Source organism: Saccharopolyspora elongata, from assembly GCF_004348985.1.
Taxonomy (GTDB): domain Bacteria; phylum Actinomycetota; class Actinomycetes; order Mycobacteriales; family Pseudonocardiaceae; genus Saccharopolyspora; species Saccharopolyspora elongata.
In genome coordinates, this window is record NZ_SMKW01000016.1 from 106,322 (window position 1) to 121,561 (window position 15,240).

Sequence of the window (15,240 nt, forward strand, 5' to 3'; positions counted from 1 at the left end):
GCACAGAGGCGAGCCGCACATCCTCATCGACGCCACCGCAGTACCAGCGGATCGAGGCGGCGTCGGCCGATACGTCGACTCCCTGCTGGCTGCCCTGGACGCGGACGGTGCCCGGCTCACGGTCGCCTGCCAGCCCCGCGACGCGGAGCTGTACGAGGCCATCGCCCCGCGCACCGACGTGGTGCCCGCCACCGAGGCCGTCGCCACCCGCACGGCCCGCCTGACCTGGGAGCAGACGACCCTGCCGCTGCTGGTGCGCCGGCTCGGGATCGATGTGCTGCACTCGCCGCACTACACGACGCCGCTGGCCAATCCGGCCGCATCGGTGGTCACGCTGCACGATGCGACGTTCTTCACCAACCCCGCGGTGCACTCGCCGGTCAAGGCCAGGTTCTTCCGCGCGTGGACGCGCACCGCGCTGCGCCGCGCGACGCTGTGCATCGTGCCGAGCAAGGCGACCGCGGCCGAGCTGGCCCGCTCCGTCGGCGCCGACCGCGCCCGGATGCCGGTCATGTACCACGGCGTCGACCCGGACCGGTTCCACCCGCCGACCCCGGAGGAGATCCAGGAGGTGCGCGACCGGCTGAGCCTGCACGACCAGCCCTACGTCGCCTTCCTCGGCGCGCTGGAGCCGCGCAAGAACGTGCCCGCGCTGATCCGCGGCTTCACGATCGCCTGCCAGGGCCGCGCCGACTCGCCCGCGCTGGTGCTTGCCGGCCAGCCGGGCTGGGACACCCGCGTGGAACGGGCGCTGGAGGCCGTGCCGCACCGGATCCGGGTGATCCGGGCCGGCTACCTGCCGTTCGACCAGCTGGCCGGGTTCCTCGGCGGCGCGCACCTGGTCGCCTACCCGAGCATCGGCGAGGGCTTCGGCTTACCCGTGCTGGAGGCGATGGCCTGCGGCGCCGCGGTGCTCACCACGCGGCGGCTGAGCCTCCCGGAGGTCGGCGGCGACGCCGTCGCCTACTGCGGGGTGGGGGCGGGCGAGATCGCCAACGGCCTGACCGAACTGCTGGACGACCCGGCCCGCCGCGCCGCGCTCGCCGCGGCGGCCCAGCGCCGGGCGAAGGAGTTCACCTGGGCGGCCTGCGCGACCCAGCACCGGGAGACCTTCGCCAGGGCCCACCACATCCACACCAAGACCCGTTAGAACAGTTCCGCCTCGGGGCCCGTGAGTGTTTTGTGCTGCTATCGCGACACAACGTGCTCACGGGCCTGACCAGTGGAAACGGAGCCTCCGTCGGCGTGCTCGCGGGGAACTGCGGTCGGGTGGCCGTCCGGTCTGCGCCGTTCGGCAGAATGTATCGGTGTGACCGACGCGCGCACCTACGGCGATGAAGTCGCCGTTGTCACCGTGACCTACTCCCCGGGCGAGACCCTGGAGCAGTTCCTCGACACCTTGGCCAAGGCGACGGAGCGCTCGGTCCGGGTGATCCTCGCCGACAACACCTCCACCGACGGCGTGCCCGAACGGGCAGCCGCGGAGCGAGCGAACGTCGACTTCGTGCCGACCGGTGGCAACCTCGGCTACGGCGGCGCGGCCAACCGCGGCGTCGCCGAGCTCGGCGACGAATTCGGCTGGGTCGTGATCGCCAACCCGGACCTGGAGTGGCAGCCGGGCTCGCTCGACGAACTGCTGGACGCGGCCAAGCGCTGGCCGCGCGGCGGATCGTTCGGCCCGCTGATCAAGGAGCCCACCGGCGAGGTCTACCCGTCGGCGCGGCTGCTGCCGTCGATCGGCCGCGGCGCCGGGCACGCGGTGTTCGCCAAGATCTGGCCGAAGAACCCGTGGTCCCGCGCGTACCACCAGTCCGAGGCGACGATCACCGAGCGGCCCGCCGGCTGGCTGTCCGGCTCCTGCCTGCTGCTGCGCCGCGAGGCGTTCGACTCCATCGACGGCTTCGACCCGCGCTACTTCATGTACTTCGAAGACGTCGACCTCGGCGACCGGCTCGGGAAGAGGGGCTGGCTGAACGTCTACGTGCCGAGCGCGGAGATCATGCACATCGGCGGGCACTCCACGGCGGGCGCCTCCAAGCGGATGCTCGTCGAGCACCACCGCAGCGCCTACCGCTACCTCGCCGACCGCCACCCGGGGCCGGCCTGGGCGCCGCTGCGCCTCGCCCTGCGCGTGGCGCTGACCGCCCGCGCTCGCATCGCGACCCGCTGACGACTGTGAGTCCCGCACTTCAAGCGGCCGACGCCGCTTGTAGAACAGCCCTAGTGCTGGTTGTAGTGCTGGCCGGCCTGCGAACCGAGCGGCCCGAACTCGTGCGGGGCGCGCTGCGCGTGGTACGGGTTCGGCGGCAGATTCTGCTGGCCCTGCTCGTAATCCTCGGTCGGCCAGCCGCCGTGCTGGGGCTCCTGCCGCTGCGGCTGCTGCCGGGGGTGACCGCCGGGCAGCACCTGCGTGGTGTCCGCCGGGTCGGCCTGGCTGACGACCTCGCGCGGGATGCGCACGGTGCTCGCGGCATCCATCGGCGAGGTGGCATTGTCGGGGGTGACGACGAACGCGCCGCGTGCCCGCGCGCGAGCAAGTGCTTCGTCGGCTCGGAGGCGCGGGTCCATGGGGATGCCCTCTCAGTCGTTCGCAGTCGGTGGTCCGCGTTGGCGGGCGTCGGACTGGGCGCGGCCGCTGCGGGCGAGCCCAGTGCTCATTATGCCGTTGCCCCTGCCAGAGTATTCCCCCCAATGGGTTTTCGTCACTGAAGTGCATCAGGTAGAGGAGGATCAACGCCGATGTCCGCGGATGCGCAGGACCCGGCCGCGTCGCCGACGGCGGAAGCGGTCGTGCTGGTAGGTGGTCGGGGCGTGCGGCTGCGGCCGTTGACCTTGTCGGCGCCCAAGCCGATGCTGCCGACCGCCGGGGTCCCGTTCCTGAGCCACCTGCTGTCCCGGATCCGGGCTGCCGGCATCGAGCACGTGGTGCTCGGCACGTCCTACAAGGCGGAGGTGTTCGCCGAGCACTTCGGCGACGGATCCGAACTCGGCCTGCGGCTGGAGTACGTCGTCGAGCCGGAGCCGCTGGACACCGCGGGCGCGATCCGCAACGTCGCGGACCGGCTCAGCGCCGACGACGTGCTGGTGTTCAACGGCGACATCCTCTCCGGCGTGGATCTCACGGATCTGCTGGCAACGCACCGCAGCGCCGCGGCGGATGTGACGCTGCACTTGGTGAAGGTCGCCGATCCGCGCCGTTTCGGTTGCGTGCCCACCGACGCGGACGGGCGGGTCACGGCGTTCCTGGAGAAGACGGAGAATCCTCCGGTCGACCAGATCAACGCGGGTTGCTACGTGTTCCGCCGCGAGGTGATCGACACGATCCCGGCGGGGCGGCCGGTGTCGGTGGAGCGCGAGACGTTCCCGGAACTGCTCGCCGCCGGCGCGCGCGTGCAGGGCCACGTCGACACCTCGTACTGGCTGGACATGGGGACCCCGGAGGCGTTCGTCCGGGCTTCCGCGGACCTGGTCCTCGGCGTGGCGCCGTCGAACGCGCTGCCCGGCGAGCGCGGCGAAGCGCTGGTGCTGGACGGCGCGGAGGTCGCCGCCGACGCGGAAGTCTGCGGGGGCAGCGTCATCGGCGCGGGCAGCACGGTGGAATCCGGTGCGCGCGTTGCGGAATCAGTGCTCTTCGAAGGCGTGCGCATCGAGCGGAACGCGGTGGTCGAGCGGTGCGTGATCGGCAACGACGCGACGATCGGCGCGGGTGCCGTGCTGCGCGACGCGATCATCGGTGACGGCGCGCGGATCGGCGCCGACTGCGAGCTGCTGGGCGGGGCGCGGGTCTGGCCCGGCGTCGAGCTGCCGGCCGGCGGCGTCCGCTTCTCCGCGGACTGAGCCGGCGTACCGTCGGGGGACCATGAGCGATGCCCTGACCCGGACCTGGCGCCCGCCGCATCCGCTGGACCTGCCGCGGGTGCTGGCTCCGCTGCGCCGGGGGAGCGGTGATCCGACCACGCGCGTGGACGCGTCGGGCGAGGTGTGGTGGGCCACCACGACCCCGGTCGGCCCGACGACGCTGCGGTTGCAGAAGGACCACGCCGGAACCGTGACCGCGGCGGCGTGGGGGCAGGGCGCGAGCTTCGTGCTGGACAACGTGCCGGACCTGCTCGGCGCTTCCGACGACGACAGCGGTTTCGTCGCGGTGCACGACGTCGTGGAGCGCGGGCGGCGCGCATCGCGCGGCGTGCGGTTGTGCGCATCGGGCCGGGTCTGGGACGTTCTGGTCGCCGCGGTGCTGGAGCAGAAGGTCACCAACCGGGAGGCGTGGCGGTCCTGGCGGGAGCTCTGCCGGCGCTTCGGCAGCCGCGCCCCGGGACCGTTCGACGGGCTCTGGGCGGCACCGGATCCGTTGCAGCTGCGCCAGATCCGGGACTGGGAGTGGCATCGGGCGGGCATCGACGGAGCCCGTCGCCGCACGCTGCTCGCCGCGGCATCGGTGGCCGGAAGGCTGGAGCGGGCGGTCGAGTTGCGCGGCGTCGCGGGACGGGAGCTGCTGCAGAAGGTGCCCGGCATCGGCCCGTGGACGGCGGCCGAGGTAGCGCAGCGCGCCTGGGGCGACCCGGACGCGGTCAGCGTCGGCGATTTCCACCTGCCGACGATCGTCGGCACGGCGCTGGTCGGCCGCCCCTTGGACGACGAGGGCATGCTCGAAGCCCTGGCCCCATACGAAGGGCACCGCCACCGAGCGGTCCGCTACCTCGGCGCGGCGGGCGTCCAACGCCCCCGGTTCGCCCCGAGAATGCCGGTCCGCAACTACCGCACCATGTGACGGCATCCTGATAACCATGAAGGGCATTGGGAGACCGAGCCTGCCCCACCGGATCCGATGATCACCACCTCGCTGCGGCTGCCCAAGTCCTTGCTGGATCAGGTTCGTGCCCGGGCCGCCGAGGAGGACATGAAGACCACGGCCTGGATTCGGGTGCTGATCGAGGCGGCGTTGTCCGATCCTGGGCCGAACAACATCGAAGCGCGCGTGCGACGACTCGAAGCCGCTGTGTTCGAGGAGTCTGCCTGATCACCCGCGGGCGCGGGCAGCGGCCATCAGGGGGCCGATGTCGGAGCCTTCGGGGAGAGCGTTCAGCGGCCACCAGCGCAGGTCCAGGGACTCGTCGCTGCGGGCCGGCTCGGCTCCTTCCGGGGCTCGCACGATGAAGCGCACGTCGAAGTGGCGGGTCGGTTTGCCCAGCGAGCAGGTGATCGGGTGCACGTCCAGGTGCGCCGGCTCCGGGTCCACGACCAGACCGTCCACACCGGACTCCTCGGTCGCCTCGCGCAGCGCGGCCCCCGCCAGCGACGTGTCCGCCGGCTCGCAGTGGCCGCCGAGCTGCAACCACATCCCCACCCGGGGATGCAACGTGAGCAGCACGTTCTCGCCCGCCGCGTCGAGCAGCACGGCCGATGCGGTCACGTGCCCCGGCTCACACGCCCGCAGGCAGGCGTCCGCGCGGGCGTCCAGCAAGGTCAGGAAGGCGTGGCGCAATGCGTCCTGCTGCGGATCGGCCGGTCGCCAATCGCCGAGGACGCGCAGCGCGTCCGCGTGCGGCCCGCTCACAGCTCCACCAATCCGCCGTCGAGCTCCCGCGGTTCCCGCGGCCCGCCGACCGCTTCCACGGGATGGCCGACCGCCACCGCGCCCAGCGGCTCCCACGAGTCGGGCAGGTCCAGCGCCGCCCGGACGACCTCCGGGCAGAACATCGTCGAGGACACCCAGCACGAGCCGAGCTCCTCGGCCGCCAACGCCACCAGCAGGCCCTGCACCGCGGCGCCGCCCGCGACGGTGAACATCTGCCGCTCCGCGTCGGCGCGCAGATCGTCGGGGTAGTCGTGCGCGCCCTCGCGGACCAGGAACGGCAGCACCAGTTCCGGCGCGGCGTAGAGCAGGTCGCCGCGGCCGACCCGGCGCTGCGCGGCCTCCTCGGAGAGCCCGTCGGCGCGCAGGTCGGTCAGCCAGGCGGAGCGCATCGCGTCCAGCAGCTTCGTCCGAAGTGGACGATCGCGCAGCCACACGAACCGGACCGGCCGGGTGTGGTGCGGCGCGGGAGCGGTCAGCGCGGCGCCGACCGCGCGGCGCACCGCGTCGGCGTCGACCGGGCCGTCCGCGAACGCCCGCACCGAGCGACGCATCAGCACCGCCTCGCGGCGCCCCTGCGCCAGCGCCTCGGCGGTGCCCATCCGGAACAGGTCTTCCTCGACGGGCCGCGTCAGGTCGCGGGCCGTCGACCCGTCGTCGGTGGTCGCGAGCCCGCGCACCACGGCGACCGGAACCGAGCCCAGCTTGCCCTTGACCAGGTCGGCCGCCCCGGCGATCTCGTCGGCCACCGCGACCTCGGTCACCGCCAGCTCGTTGCCCTGCGAATCGGTGGTGCCCGCGTAGCGGTGCAGCACCCGCAGGCCGGCGGAGCCGATCGCCACGTCGGTCTGACCGACTCGCCAGGCGCGGCCCATCGTGTCGGTCACCACCACGGCGACCTGCACGCCGAGCCGCTCGGCGAGCCCGGCCCGCAGCTTGCGCGCGGAAGCGTCCGGGTCGTCCGGCAGTAGCGCGATCTGGTCCAGCGCCACGTTCGAGGCGTCGACGCCCGAAGCCGCCTGCACGATGCCCAGCTTGTTCTGGGTGATCATGAACCGCTCGCGGCGCGCCAGCACGTGGGTGGCCTCGGCCAGCACCAGCTCGCGGCGCAGCTTCTCGCGCAGCTCCGGGTCGCGCGGCGTGGTCACCATGCGGCCCTCGACCTTCGACACCACCTTGCTGGTGACGACCACGACGTCGCCGTCGCTGAGCCAGGGCGCGGCCGCCGCGATCGACGCGGCCAGGTCGTCGCCCGGGCCGAACTCGGGCAGCCCGCCCACCGCGAACAGCTGCAACCCGCGCGCGGCCGCGTGATCCTTCATCGCCCCTCCCGGGCCAGCTCGAAGGCCGCCTGCGCCATCGCGGCGGTGGCGTCCACATCGGACATCAGCAGCGGCACGGCGCGAACCCGCACCCCGGGCACGTCGGCGCTGTCGCCGGTGTGCACCAACCAGCCGTCCAGGATGCCCTCGGCGTCCTGCCGCGAGCCGTAGTGCCGGCCGACCGCCTCGGCGGTGCTGTCCACCCCGATCGCGGTCAGGCAGGCGTCCGCCATGCCCCGCAGCGGCCGGCCGCCGACGATCGGCGCCAGCCCCACCACGGGCGCCGACGTCTTCCGCAGCGCGGCGCGGAAGCCCGGCACCGCGAGCAGCGTCCCGATGCTGACCACCGGGTTCGACGGCGCCAGCAGCACCACGTCGGCCTGCTCGATCGCGTCCAGCACGGCAGGCGTCGGCTTCGCCTCGTCCGCGCCCACCGGCACGATCGCGTGCGCCTTCGGCTCCGCGCGGTACCGCACCCACCACTCCTGGAAGTGCACCGCCCGCTGGTCGCCGTGCTCCGGATCGTCGATCGCGACGTGCGTCTCGACCCGTTCGTCGGTGACCGGCAGCAGCCGCACGCCCGGGCGCCACCGGTCGCACAGCGCCTCGGTCACCGCCGACAGCGAGTAGCCCGCGCGCAGCATCCGGGACCGCACCAGGTGGGTGGCGATGTCGCGGTCGCCGAGCCCGAACCAGGTCGGTTCGGCGCCGTAGGCCGCCAGCTCCTCCTTGACCGACCAGGTCTCGTCGACCCGGCCCCACCCCTTCTCGGTGTCGATGCCGTCGCCGAGGGTGTACATGCAGGTGTCGAGGTCGGGGCAGACCCGCAACCCGTGCATCCACACGTCGTCGCCCACGTTGACCACCGCGGTGATCTCGTGCTCGGACTGCTGCTGCGGTTCGCCGATCGCGGGCAGTCCCAACGCCGCTTTGACCCCGAGCAGGAAACGCGCGCCGCCGACTCCGCCGACCAGAACTACGACCTTCACGGCCCCGATCCTCGCACGCCCGCCCGCGAGCCCGGGCGTGAACCTGATGACGGTCCAGCAGGCGGACGCATCACAGGAAGCCGAAGATGCTGCGGAACATGCTCTGCCCCAGGTAGGTGTGCAGCGTGTCGCCGCCGACGAGGTCGAAGACGAAGTACGCGAGCCCGAAGAACGCCTGACCGACGAACGGCACCCCGATCAGCAGCAGGAACAGCACCAGCGGCGCCCACGGCCGAGCCTTCTCGCCGAACCGCTGAGCCGGGACGGAAAGCCACGGCTCGATCGCGCCGTACCCGTCCAGGCCGGGGATCGGCAGGATGTTCAGCACGAACGCGATCACCTGCAGGAAGGCCAGGTAGGACAGCCCGGCCGCCAGCCCGGTCGGCATCGGCACGAGCGCGACGGCGGCGCTGATCAGCAGGCCCAGCACCAGGTTCATCAGCGGCCCGGCCAGCGACACCATCGACTCGGTGCGCCGGGACCGCAGCGCGTGGTGGTTGATCCACACCGCGCCGCCCGGCAGCGGGATACCGCCGAGCGCCACGAAGATCAGCGGCAGCACGATGCTCAGGACGGGGTCGGTGTAGTGCCGGGGATCCAGCGTCAGGTAGCCCTTGGCGCGCACCGACCAGTCGCCACCGCGGAACGCGGTGATCGCGTGCCCGAATTCGTGCAGGCACAACGAAGTGGCCCAGCCGCCGAGCACGATCAGCACCACGCCGCCGACCCGGGCGGCGTTGTTCTCGAGCGTGGCGAGCACGCCGCCCAGCACGGTCAGCCCGACCAGGCCGAGGAACAGGGGACTCACTCGAACCGCGGAGTTGCTCACGCCCCCAGTGTCCACGAACGACTCACGGGCCGTCCTCGGCACGGGCGGCCGCGCGGTGGTATCCATGATCATGGGGCCTGCCGATGGTGCACACGGAGTACCGGTGATGCGCCGAACGCGCCCATCGGGCGGCTTGCGGGGGTTGTCCCCCTACGGAAGGTCTCCGCTTGACCGCAAGGAGCTACACGGGTGTAATCACAGCAGTGTCATTCGTCGCTGAAATGATCGTTCCCCGGGTGGAAACCGGTTGGATGGTCGCAGGCGGCGGCCGATCGGGTACGGGAGACCCGGTCGGGCACGGGTCGATCGAAGTGCCGCCGGCGGTGAGAGGCGGGCGGTGCGGTCGATCGGCGACGGCGCCGCCGCCGTCGAAGCGCGGGCTCCCGGCCGACGGGGGCCGGGCGACCTGCGATCAGGAGTGCGTCCTGTTCCGGCCCTGGGGAGGGCCGGCGGGAACGGGAGAAATCGGGGGAAATCAAACGATGTGGGAATCAGGAGATAGCCGCCTCGCGGAGCGTGGGGACGCCACCGCGGCGGAACTCGACGTCCTGGCCGAGCTGTTCGAGATGGGCGACGACGAACAGGAATGGCAGGAGCGCGCGCTGTGCGCCCAGACCGACCCGGAGGCGTTCTTCCCGGAGAAGGGCGGCTCGACGCGGGAGGCGAAGCGCATCTGCGCGGGCTGCGAGGTGCGCTCCGAATGCCTGGAGTACGCGTTGCAGCACGACGAGCGCTTCGGCATCTGGGGCGGTCTGTCCGAACGGGAGCGCCGCAAGCTCAAGCGCCGCGCGGTCTGATCGGCCGCAGTTCGTTTCGAGGGGGTTTTCTTCCGCTCCTGGTGCATTACCGTTCAGCGGTAGTGGATCAGGTTAGCGGGAGGGCATTTTGGTCGCGCCGGTGCTGGCGGTGTTGGTCTGTCACGACGGCGATTCGTGGCTGCCGGAGGTTCTCGCAGCGCTGGGCGACCTGACGGAGAAGCCGCGGCACGTGGTGGCCGTCGACACCGGTTCGACCGACCGCACCGCGGAACTCCTGGCGCGGGCGCGAGCGGACCGAGTCGTCGACAACGTGCTCACGATGCCGCGCGAGACCCCGTTCGGCGCCGCCGTCGCGGAAGCCCTGGCGCACGCGACCAAGCAGTGGGCCGATCCGGGGCGCTGGTTGTGGCTGCTGCACGACGATTCCGCACCCGAGCCGGAATGCCTGGAGCGCTTGCTGCGCGCCGCCGAGGAGGATTCGGCCGCGGCGCTGCTCGGCCCGCTCGGGTTGGACTGGGCGGATCCCCGGCTGGTGGTGGACGCGGGCCTGAGCACGGATGCCGCCGGGCACCGGCAGACCGGCATCGGACCGTCCGAACTGGACCCGGAACTCGTCGGCGAAACGCCCCCGGCGTCCGCCGTGCTGGCGGTGACCACGGCCGGTGCCTTGGTGCGGCGGGATGTCTTCGAGCAGCTCGGCGGTTTCGACGCGGATCTCGGCGGCAGCGCGGACGTCGACCTGGGCTGGCGGATCAACCTGGATGGGCACGGCGTCCGGTGGGTTCCCGGGGCGCGGATGCGGCATGCGGCCGCGAAGCGCGGCCCCCAGACGGGGGAGCGGGCCGATCAGGTTCGCACGTTCTTGGTGAACGCGCCGGTGTGGGCGTTCCTGCTGGGCCTGCCGCGGCTGTTCTGCCTGGCATTGCTGCGGATGTGCGGCGCTGCGGCGCTGCGGCGGTGGAGCGAGGCGGGCGCCGAGTTCGCGGTGCTGCGCGGTTTGCTCGGCGGGCGGTTGGAACTGCTGGCGGGCCGGGCTTCGCGCGCCGCGACGATCCCGGTCCGGCACGGCGTCCGAGGGCTGTTCACGAGCCGGCCGGCGCGGTTGCGGAACTGGGCGCGCACCTCGTTCGAGGGCCTGGTCCGGGAGCGGGTGCGGCGCGATCTGGCCTTGGGGCGGGAGCCGACGGGCTGGCTCTTCAAGGCCGATCCCGAAGCGCCGCGGCCCGACAAGCCGGGCCGGACGGGGCTGGTCGTGGTGCCGGTGCCGGACATCGGGGAGCCGAAGCCGTCGCCGTTGAAGCGGGACGCGATCCGGCGGGACCTGTTGCTCGTGCCGGTCGACCGCTGGCGGGTGCTGCGCGAACTGGTGCTGACGCCGCCCGTGGTGCTGACGACGTTGCTGGTGCTGTTCGCCTTCGTCACCAATGGACTGATCGCCGACCGCTTCGGGGCCGGCCTGCAAGGCGGCCGGATGCTGCCGGTGGCCGATCTGGCGACGACGTGGCGCGACTACCTGGCGGCCTGGCACCCGGTCAACGGCGGGACCGGCGCGCCGGCTTCCCCGTCGCTGCTGGTGCTGGCGCTGCTCGGCACCGTCCTAGGTGGACCGTCGATGGTGGCGTCGGTGCTGCTGCTGTTCGGCGCTCCGCTGGCGGGCCTCAGCGGTTACCTCGCGACGCGCGCGCTCCCGGTGTCGCGTCTGCGGCGAGCCGTCGCGGCCGGTGCTTACGCCGTGCTGCCGGCGGCTTCGCTTTCCGCCGGGCAGGGCCGGTTGGACGTCGTGGTCGCGCACATCCTGGTTCCGCTGCTGCTGGCCGGGATCGTCTCGGTGCTCGGGCGGTCCGGCGGGAAGTGGCTGGGAACGGCGTGCCTGACCGCGCTGGGCCTCGCGGTGCTGGGCGCCTTCGCGCCGCTGCTGCACATCGCGTTCATCGTGCTGACCCTGATCGCCTTCGTCGTGCTGCCGAGCGCGGGTTCGCGCGATCGGCGCCGGGTGGCCGGGCTGGTCGCGGTGGCGCTGCTGTCCGTCGCGTGCCTGCTGCCGTGGCCCGCGGTGCTCCTGCACCACCCGCAGATGTTGTTGCACGGCCTTGGTGCGCGGATCACCGAGACCCCGGCGGGTGCCTGGCTGCTGGCGCTGAGCCCTGATGGGTCGCCGGCGAGCCTGGTCGGCGCGCTGTTCGCGCTCGCTGCGGTCGCCGCGCTGGGCACCGCTTGGTCTCCGCGGATGTTGCCGGGCGCGGCCGTCGCGGTCTTCGGCTGGGCGCTGGCCGCGCTGGTGGACAACCTCGCCGCCGAACCGATCACCGGCGGCCCGAGCACGACCGGCTGGACCGGCGGGCCGCTGATGATCGCCGCGGCCGGGTGCGGGTGGATCGTGCTGGTGGCGCGGAAACCGCGCGTGCCCGGCAAGATCCTGCTGCCGGTGCTGGTGGTCGGCCTGCTGGGGCTGACGACCGGTGCCGCGTTCGCCGCGGTCGGCGGACCGCTGCGAGCCCAGCAGACCATCGCGGCGGATCTGCCCGGTTCGCTGCTGGTCCTCGATCCCGGGCCGCAACCCGCGCGGCTCGTGGACGGCACCGCGCCCCGCTTCGGCGACGACGACCTCGCGCCGGTCGGCACGGCCGTCGACTGGCTCCGCCGGGTCGACGACGACCTGCAGTCCGGCGATCCCGCGCGGACGCGCGCCGCGCTCGCGGCGTCGGCGGCTCGCGGTGTCGGTTTCCTCGCGGTACCGGACGATTCCCGGCTGCCGGCAGTCGCTGCGGGGCTGGTCGCCGAGCACGAGCGGCTGCCCGACGGGCACCGCGTCCTGCGGCTGCTGCTGCCGAACAGCCCGGTGGAGCTGCTCGGGCCGGACCTCGCGCGGCAGGCGCACACCGAGCCCGCGCCGACACCGGAGGCGAGGCCGTTGCAGGTGGCCGCCGAGCTGCCCCTGTTCACGGTCCGGATGTCCGAGGGTGGTGCCGGCCGGGCGCTGGTCCTCGGCGCGGAGAACGAGCCCGGCTGGTACGCGCGGATCGACGGCCGGACGTTCCCGCTGGCCACGGCCTGGGGTCACCAGGTGGCGATCCCACTGCCGGAGAGCGCCGCCGAGGTCCAGGTCGGCTACACGGAGGTGCCGCGGACCGCGTTCCTCGGCGTGCAGTTGGCTTTCGTCCTGTTCGCCCTCGTCGCGGCTTTCCCCGAGCGTCGCCGTGCGAAGCCCAGCAGCACCTGAGCCTCAGCGCGCTCGGGACGGGTTTTTCCCAATTCTGCCCGAAAATTGGGAAAATCCGGTCCGGATCGTCAGGCGGCGGTGCGCTCGTCGGTGCCCGGGACCTTCGCCGTGCTGAGCGCGATGCGGTTCCAGGTGTTGATGGTGAAGATCAGCGCGAGCAGCCGGGCCAGCTCCGGCTCCGCGAAGTGCTCCGCGGCGCGGGCGTAGACGTCGGTCGGCACGCCGCCATGGGACACCAGCGTGACGGCCTCGGTCAGCTCCAGCGCGGCCAGCTCCGCCTCGGTGAAGAAGCCGCGCGCCTCCCGCCACACCTGCACCATGTGCAGCCGCTCTTCGCTCTCCCCGGCCTTGCGGGCGTCCGTGGTGTGCATGTGCAGGCAGTACGCGCAGCCGTTGAGCTGGGAGGCGCGGATCTGGACGAGCTCGACCAGCACGGGGTCGAGGCCCTCCCGCGCCGCGGCGTCGAACCCGATCAGGGCCTTGAACGCCTTCGGCGCGGACTTCGCGAAGTCGAGTCGCTTCGTTTCGTTGTTCGTCATGACTTCACGCTATGGCGTGAATCGACCGGTCGTAGAGTGCATTCACGTGTCAGATTCTTGGGTCAATTCGGCCGAGCGGACGGGCAGCGACCTGCATCTGGACCTGTCGGGTCCGGGCAGCCGCCGGTCGGTGCTCATGGGTGCCTTGCGGGACGCGATCCGGTCCGGGCGGCTGGCGCCGGGCACCCGGCTGCCGCCGTACCGCTCGCTGGCCGCGGACCTGGGCCTCGCCCGCAACACCGTCGCCGCCGCCTACGCCGAGCTCATCGCGGAGGGCTGGCTGACCGCCCGACAGGGCTCCGGCACCCGCGTCGCGCAGCGCGCCGAACCGCGCAAACCAACCCGTGCGCCGAAAGAGGCGCGAAGTGTCGCCGCGCCGGTCCACAACCTGCGGCAAGGGCAGCCGGACGCCGCATCGTTCCCGCGCACCGCCTGGCTGGCCTCGGCCCGGCGAGCCATCAACGCCGCGCCGAACGAGGCCTTCGGCCCCGGCGACCCGCAAGGCCGGCTCGAGCTGCGGCGAGCGCTCGCCGACTACCTCTCGCGGGTTCGCGGCGTGCGGGCACGACCGGACCAGATCGTGATCTGCTCCGGCTTCGCGCACGCGCTGCGCCTGCTGTTCCCCGGCGTCCTGCGCGGGCCGCTCGCCGTGGAGTCCTACGGCCTCGCCTTCCACCGCGAACTGCTGCACCAGGCGTCGATCAAGACCATCCCGCTCGAACTCGACGAGCACGGGCCCCGCGTCGACGAACTGCCGTCCCGCAAAGGAGTGCGCGCGGTACTGCTGACGCCCGCGCACCAGTTCCCGACCGGCGGCCCGCTGCATCCGGCCAGACGCGCCGCCGTCGTCGACTGGGCAAGGGCCCGTGACGGGCTGGTCCTGGAGGACGACTACGACGGCGAGTTCCGCTACGACCGCGAACCGGTGGGCGCGGTGCAAGGCCTGGATCCGGACCGCGTGCTGTACATCGGCTCGGTCAGCAAGAGCCTGTCGCCGGCGGTTCGGCTCGGCTGGATGGTGCTGCCCGAGCACCTGGTCGACGACGTGCTGGCGGTCAAGGGCGAACGGGAGGCCTGGGCCAGCGTCCTCGACCAGCTCACCCTCGCCGACTTCGTCGACTCCGGGCACTACGACCGCCACGTCCGCCGCATGCGCCAGCGCTACCGCCGCCGCCGCGACCAGCTCGTCGCGAGGCTCCTCGAACGTGCTCCGCACGTCACCGCGACCGGCGTCGCTGCAGGATTGCACGCCGTGCTCCGCCTGCCGCCGGGCTCAGAGCGCTCCGCTGCCGCGGCCGCGGCCCGGCAGGGCCTCGCCCTGGACGGGCTCGCCGGCTTCCGCCACCCGGACGCCACGATGCCCGCGATGGACGGGCTGGTCGTCGGCTACGCCACGCCGCCCGAACATGCGTACGCCTCGGCGCTGGACGCGCTGGTGGATGCGTTGAGCGCGTTGGAGGTCACAGGCCTTCGATGACGTCGGGGTCCAGCCCGAGGTAGGTCGCGACCTGCTCGACGAGCACGTCGTGCAGCAGGTCTGCCATGTCCGTGCCGTCGCGGGCCCGCGCCTCCAGCGGCCGCCGGTACAGCACGATGCGCGCCCGGGTCGGCAGGCCGCGCCGGTCCACGCCCGCAGGGACGAGCCGGGCCAGCGGCACGTTGGCGTCCACCACCACGTCGTCGTCCCAGACCTGCTTCTCCGGGGTGGTGCTGGTGATCTCGGGCACCTCGTCGACGGCCACGTCGAGCTGGGTCAGCTCGGCGTGCCAGCGCTGTTCGATCGGTTCGAGCGCCTCCAGCACCAGTGCGTCGAACCGCTGCGAACGGCTGCGCGACACCGGAACCGAGGACGGGTACAGCGGTCCGCGCAGGCCACGGCCCCGCCGGTCCCGGCGGAAGCGGCTTCGACGCCGAGATCCACGTGCGGTCACCACGGGCCGAGGGTACGCCTTCGGCGGTCAAGGTCGGGACAAGCGTCGGGAGGATTCGCGTTCCGCCACCCGCCACG

At 72.7% G+C, this 15,240-nt stretch carries 15 protein-coding genes; 8 read left to right on the top strand and 7 right to left on the bottom strand.

Annotated features, from left to right (window positions below; genetic code table 11):
• Positions 1-19: 19 nt before the first annotated feature.
• Both E1288_RS14900 and E1288_RS14905 read left to right on the top strand, forming a co-directional pair.
• Positions 20-1,150, top strand: coding sequence for a glycosyltransferase family 4 protein (locus tag E1288_RS14900; protein WP_207954363.1), 1,131 nt, complete (start codon positions 20-22; stop codon positions 1,148-1,150).
• A gap of 159 nt (positions 1,151-1,309) precedes the next feature.
• Positions 1,310-2,170, top strand: coding sequence for a glycosyltransferase family 2 protein (locus E1288_RS14905; RefSeq protein WP_132485369.1), 861 nt, complete (start codon positions 1,310-1,312; stop codon positions 2,168-2,170).
• A gap of 50 nt (positions 2,171-2,220) precedes the next feature.
• Here E1288_RS14905 and E1288_RS14910 read toward each other — a convergent pair whose 3' ends face one another.
• On the bottom strand, positions 2,221-2,568 hold the full coding sequence (locus E1288_RS14910; protein ID WP_132485371.1) for a hypothetical protein: 348 nt from the start codon (positions 2,566-2,568) through the stop codon (positions 2,221-2,223).
• A 171-nt stretch (positions 2,569-2,739) separates the two neighbouring features.
• Between E1288_RS14910 and manB the strand changes: the two genes are divergently transcribed.
• From manB to E1288_RS14925, 3 genes are read left to right on the top strand one after another with little or no spacing between them, the layout of a single operon-like run.
• A complete protein-coding gene (manB, locus tag E1288_RS14915) occupies positions 2,740-3,837 on the top strand; it encodes a mannose-1-phosphate guanylyltransferase (protein ID WP_132485373.1) in 1,098 nt (365 codons plus the stop codon).
• A gap of 22 nt (positions 3,838-3,859) precedes the next feature.
• On the top strand, positions 3,860-4,771 hold the full coding sequence (locus tag E1288_RS14920; protein ID WP_207954355.1) for a DNA-3-methyladenine glycosylase family protein: 912 nt from the start codon (positions 3,860-3,862) through the stop codon (positions 4,769-4,771).
• Between the two features lie 57 nt (positions 4,772-4,828).
• Positions 4,829-5,020, top strand: a complete 192-nt coding sequence (locus tag E1288_RS14925; protein ID WP_132485375.1) for a hypothetical protein — start codon at positions 4,829-4,831, stop codon at positions 5,018-5,020.
• On the opposite strand, the gene E1288_RS14930 is transcribed toward E1288_RS14925, so the two are convergent.
• The 4 genes from E1288_RS14930 to E1288_RS14945 form a co-directional block, all read right to left on the bottom strand.
• Positions 5,021-5,557, bottom strand: a complete 537-nt coding sequence (locus tag E1288_RS14930; RefSeq protein ID WP_132485377.1) for an NUDIX hydrolase — start codon at positions 5,555-5,557, stop codon at positions 5,021-5,023.
• The gene (locus E1288_RS14935) at positions 5,554-6,897 is read right to left on the bottom strand and encodes a coenzyme F420-0:L-glutamate ligase (protein ID WP_132485379.1); all 1,344 of its coding nucleotides are present in this window, start codon (positions 6,895-6,897) and stop codon (positions 5,554-5,556) included. Before E1288_RS14935 ends, E1288_RS14930 begins: the two co-directional genes overlap by 4 nt.
• A complete protein-coding gene (gene cofD / locus E1288_RS14940) occupies positions 6,894-7,886 on the bottom strand; it encodes a 2-phospho-L-lactate transferase (RefSeq protein WP_132485381.1) in 993 nt (330 codons plus the stop codon). The genes E1288_RS14935 and cofD overlap by 4 nt, the downstream gene beginning before the upstream one ends.
• 70 nt (positions 7,887-7,956) lie before the next feature.
• Complete coding sequence (locus E1288_RS14945) at positions 7,957-8,715, bottom strand: site-2 protease family protein (protein ID WP_132485383.1); 759 nt, start codon at positions 8,713-8,715, stop codon at positions 7,957-7,959.
• Between the two features lie 566 nt (positions 8,716-9,281).
• Between E1288_RS14945 and E1288_RS14950 the strand changes: the two genes are divergently transcribed.
• Positions 9,282-9,512 carry a WhiB family transcriptional regulator gene (locus tag E1288_RS14950; protein WP_165968123.1) on the top strand — a complete coding sequence of 77 codons (231 nt, stop codon included), beginning with the start codon at positions 9,282-9,284 and terminating at the stop codon, positions 9,510-9,512.
• Between the two features lie 109 nt (positions 9,513-9,621).
• On the top strand, positions 9,622-12,693 hold the full coding sequence (locus E1288_RS14955) for a glycosyltransferase (protein ID WP_235883562.1): 3,072 nt from the start codon (positions 9,622-9,624) through the stop codon (positions 12,691-12,693).
• A gap of 68 nt (positions 12,694-12,761) precedes the next feature.
• Here E1288_RS14955 and E1288_RS14960 read toward each other — a convergent pair whose 3' ends face one another.
• A complete protein-coding gene (locus tag E1288_RS14960; protein ID WP_132485389.1) occupies positions 12,762-13,232 on the bottom strand; it encodes a carboxymuconolactone decarboxylase family protein in 471 nt (156 codons plus the stop codon).
• Between the two features lie 46 nt (positions 13,233-13,278).
• Here E1288_RS14960 and pdxR point away from each other — a divergent pair, with 46 nt between their 5' ends.
• Positions 13,279-14,709, top strand: coding sequence for a MocR-like pyridoxine biosynthesis transcription factor PdxR (gene pdxR, locus E1288_RS14965; protein ID WP_132485391.1), 1,431 nt, complete (start codon positions 13,279-13,281; stop codon positions 14,707-14,709).
• Here the strand turns inward: pdxR and E1288_RS14970 are convergent.
• The gene (locus E1288_RS14970; protein ID WP_165968120.1) at positions 14,693-15,166 is read right to left on the bottom strand and encodes a metallopeptidase family protein; all 474 of its coding nucleotides are present in this window, start codon (positions 15,164-15,166) and stop codon (positions 14,693-14,695) included. The two genes, pdxR and E1288_RS14970, sit on opposite strands and share 17 nt — an antisense overlap.
• Positions 15,167-15,240: the final 74 nt, after the last annotated feature.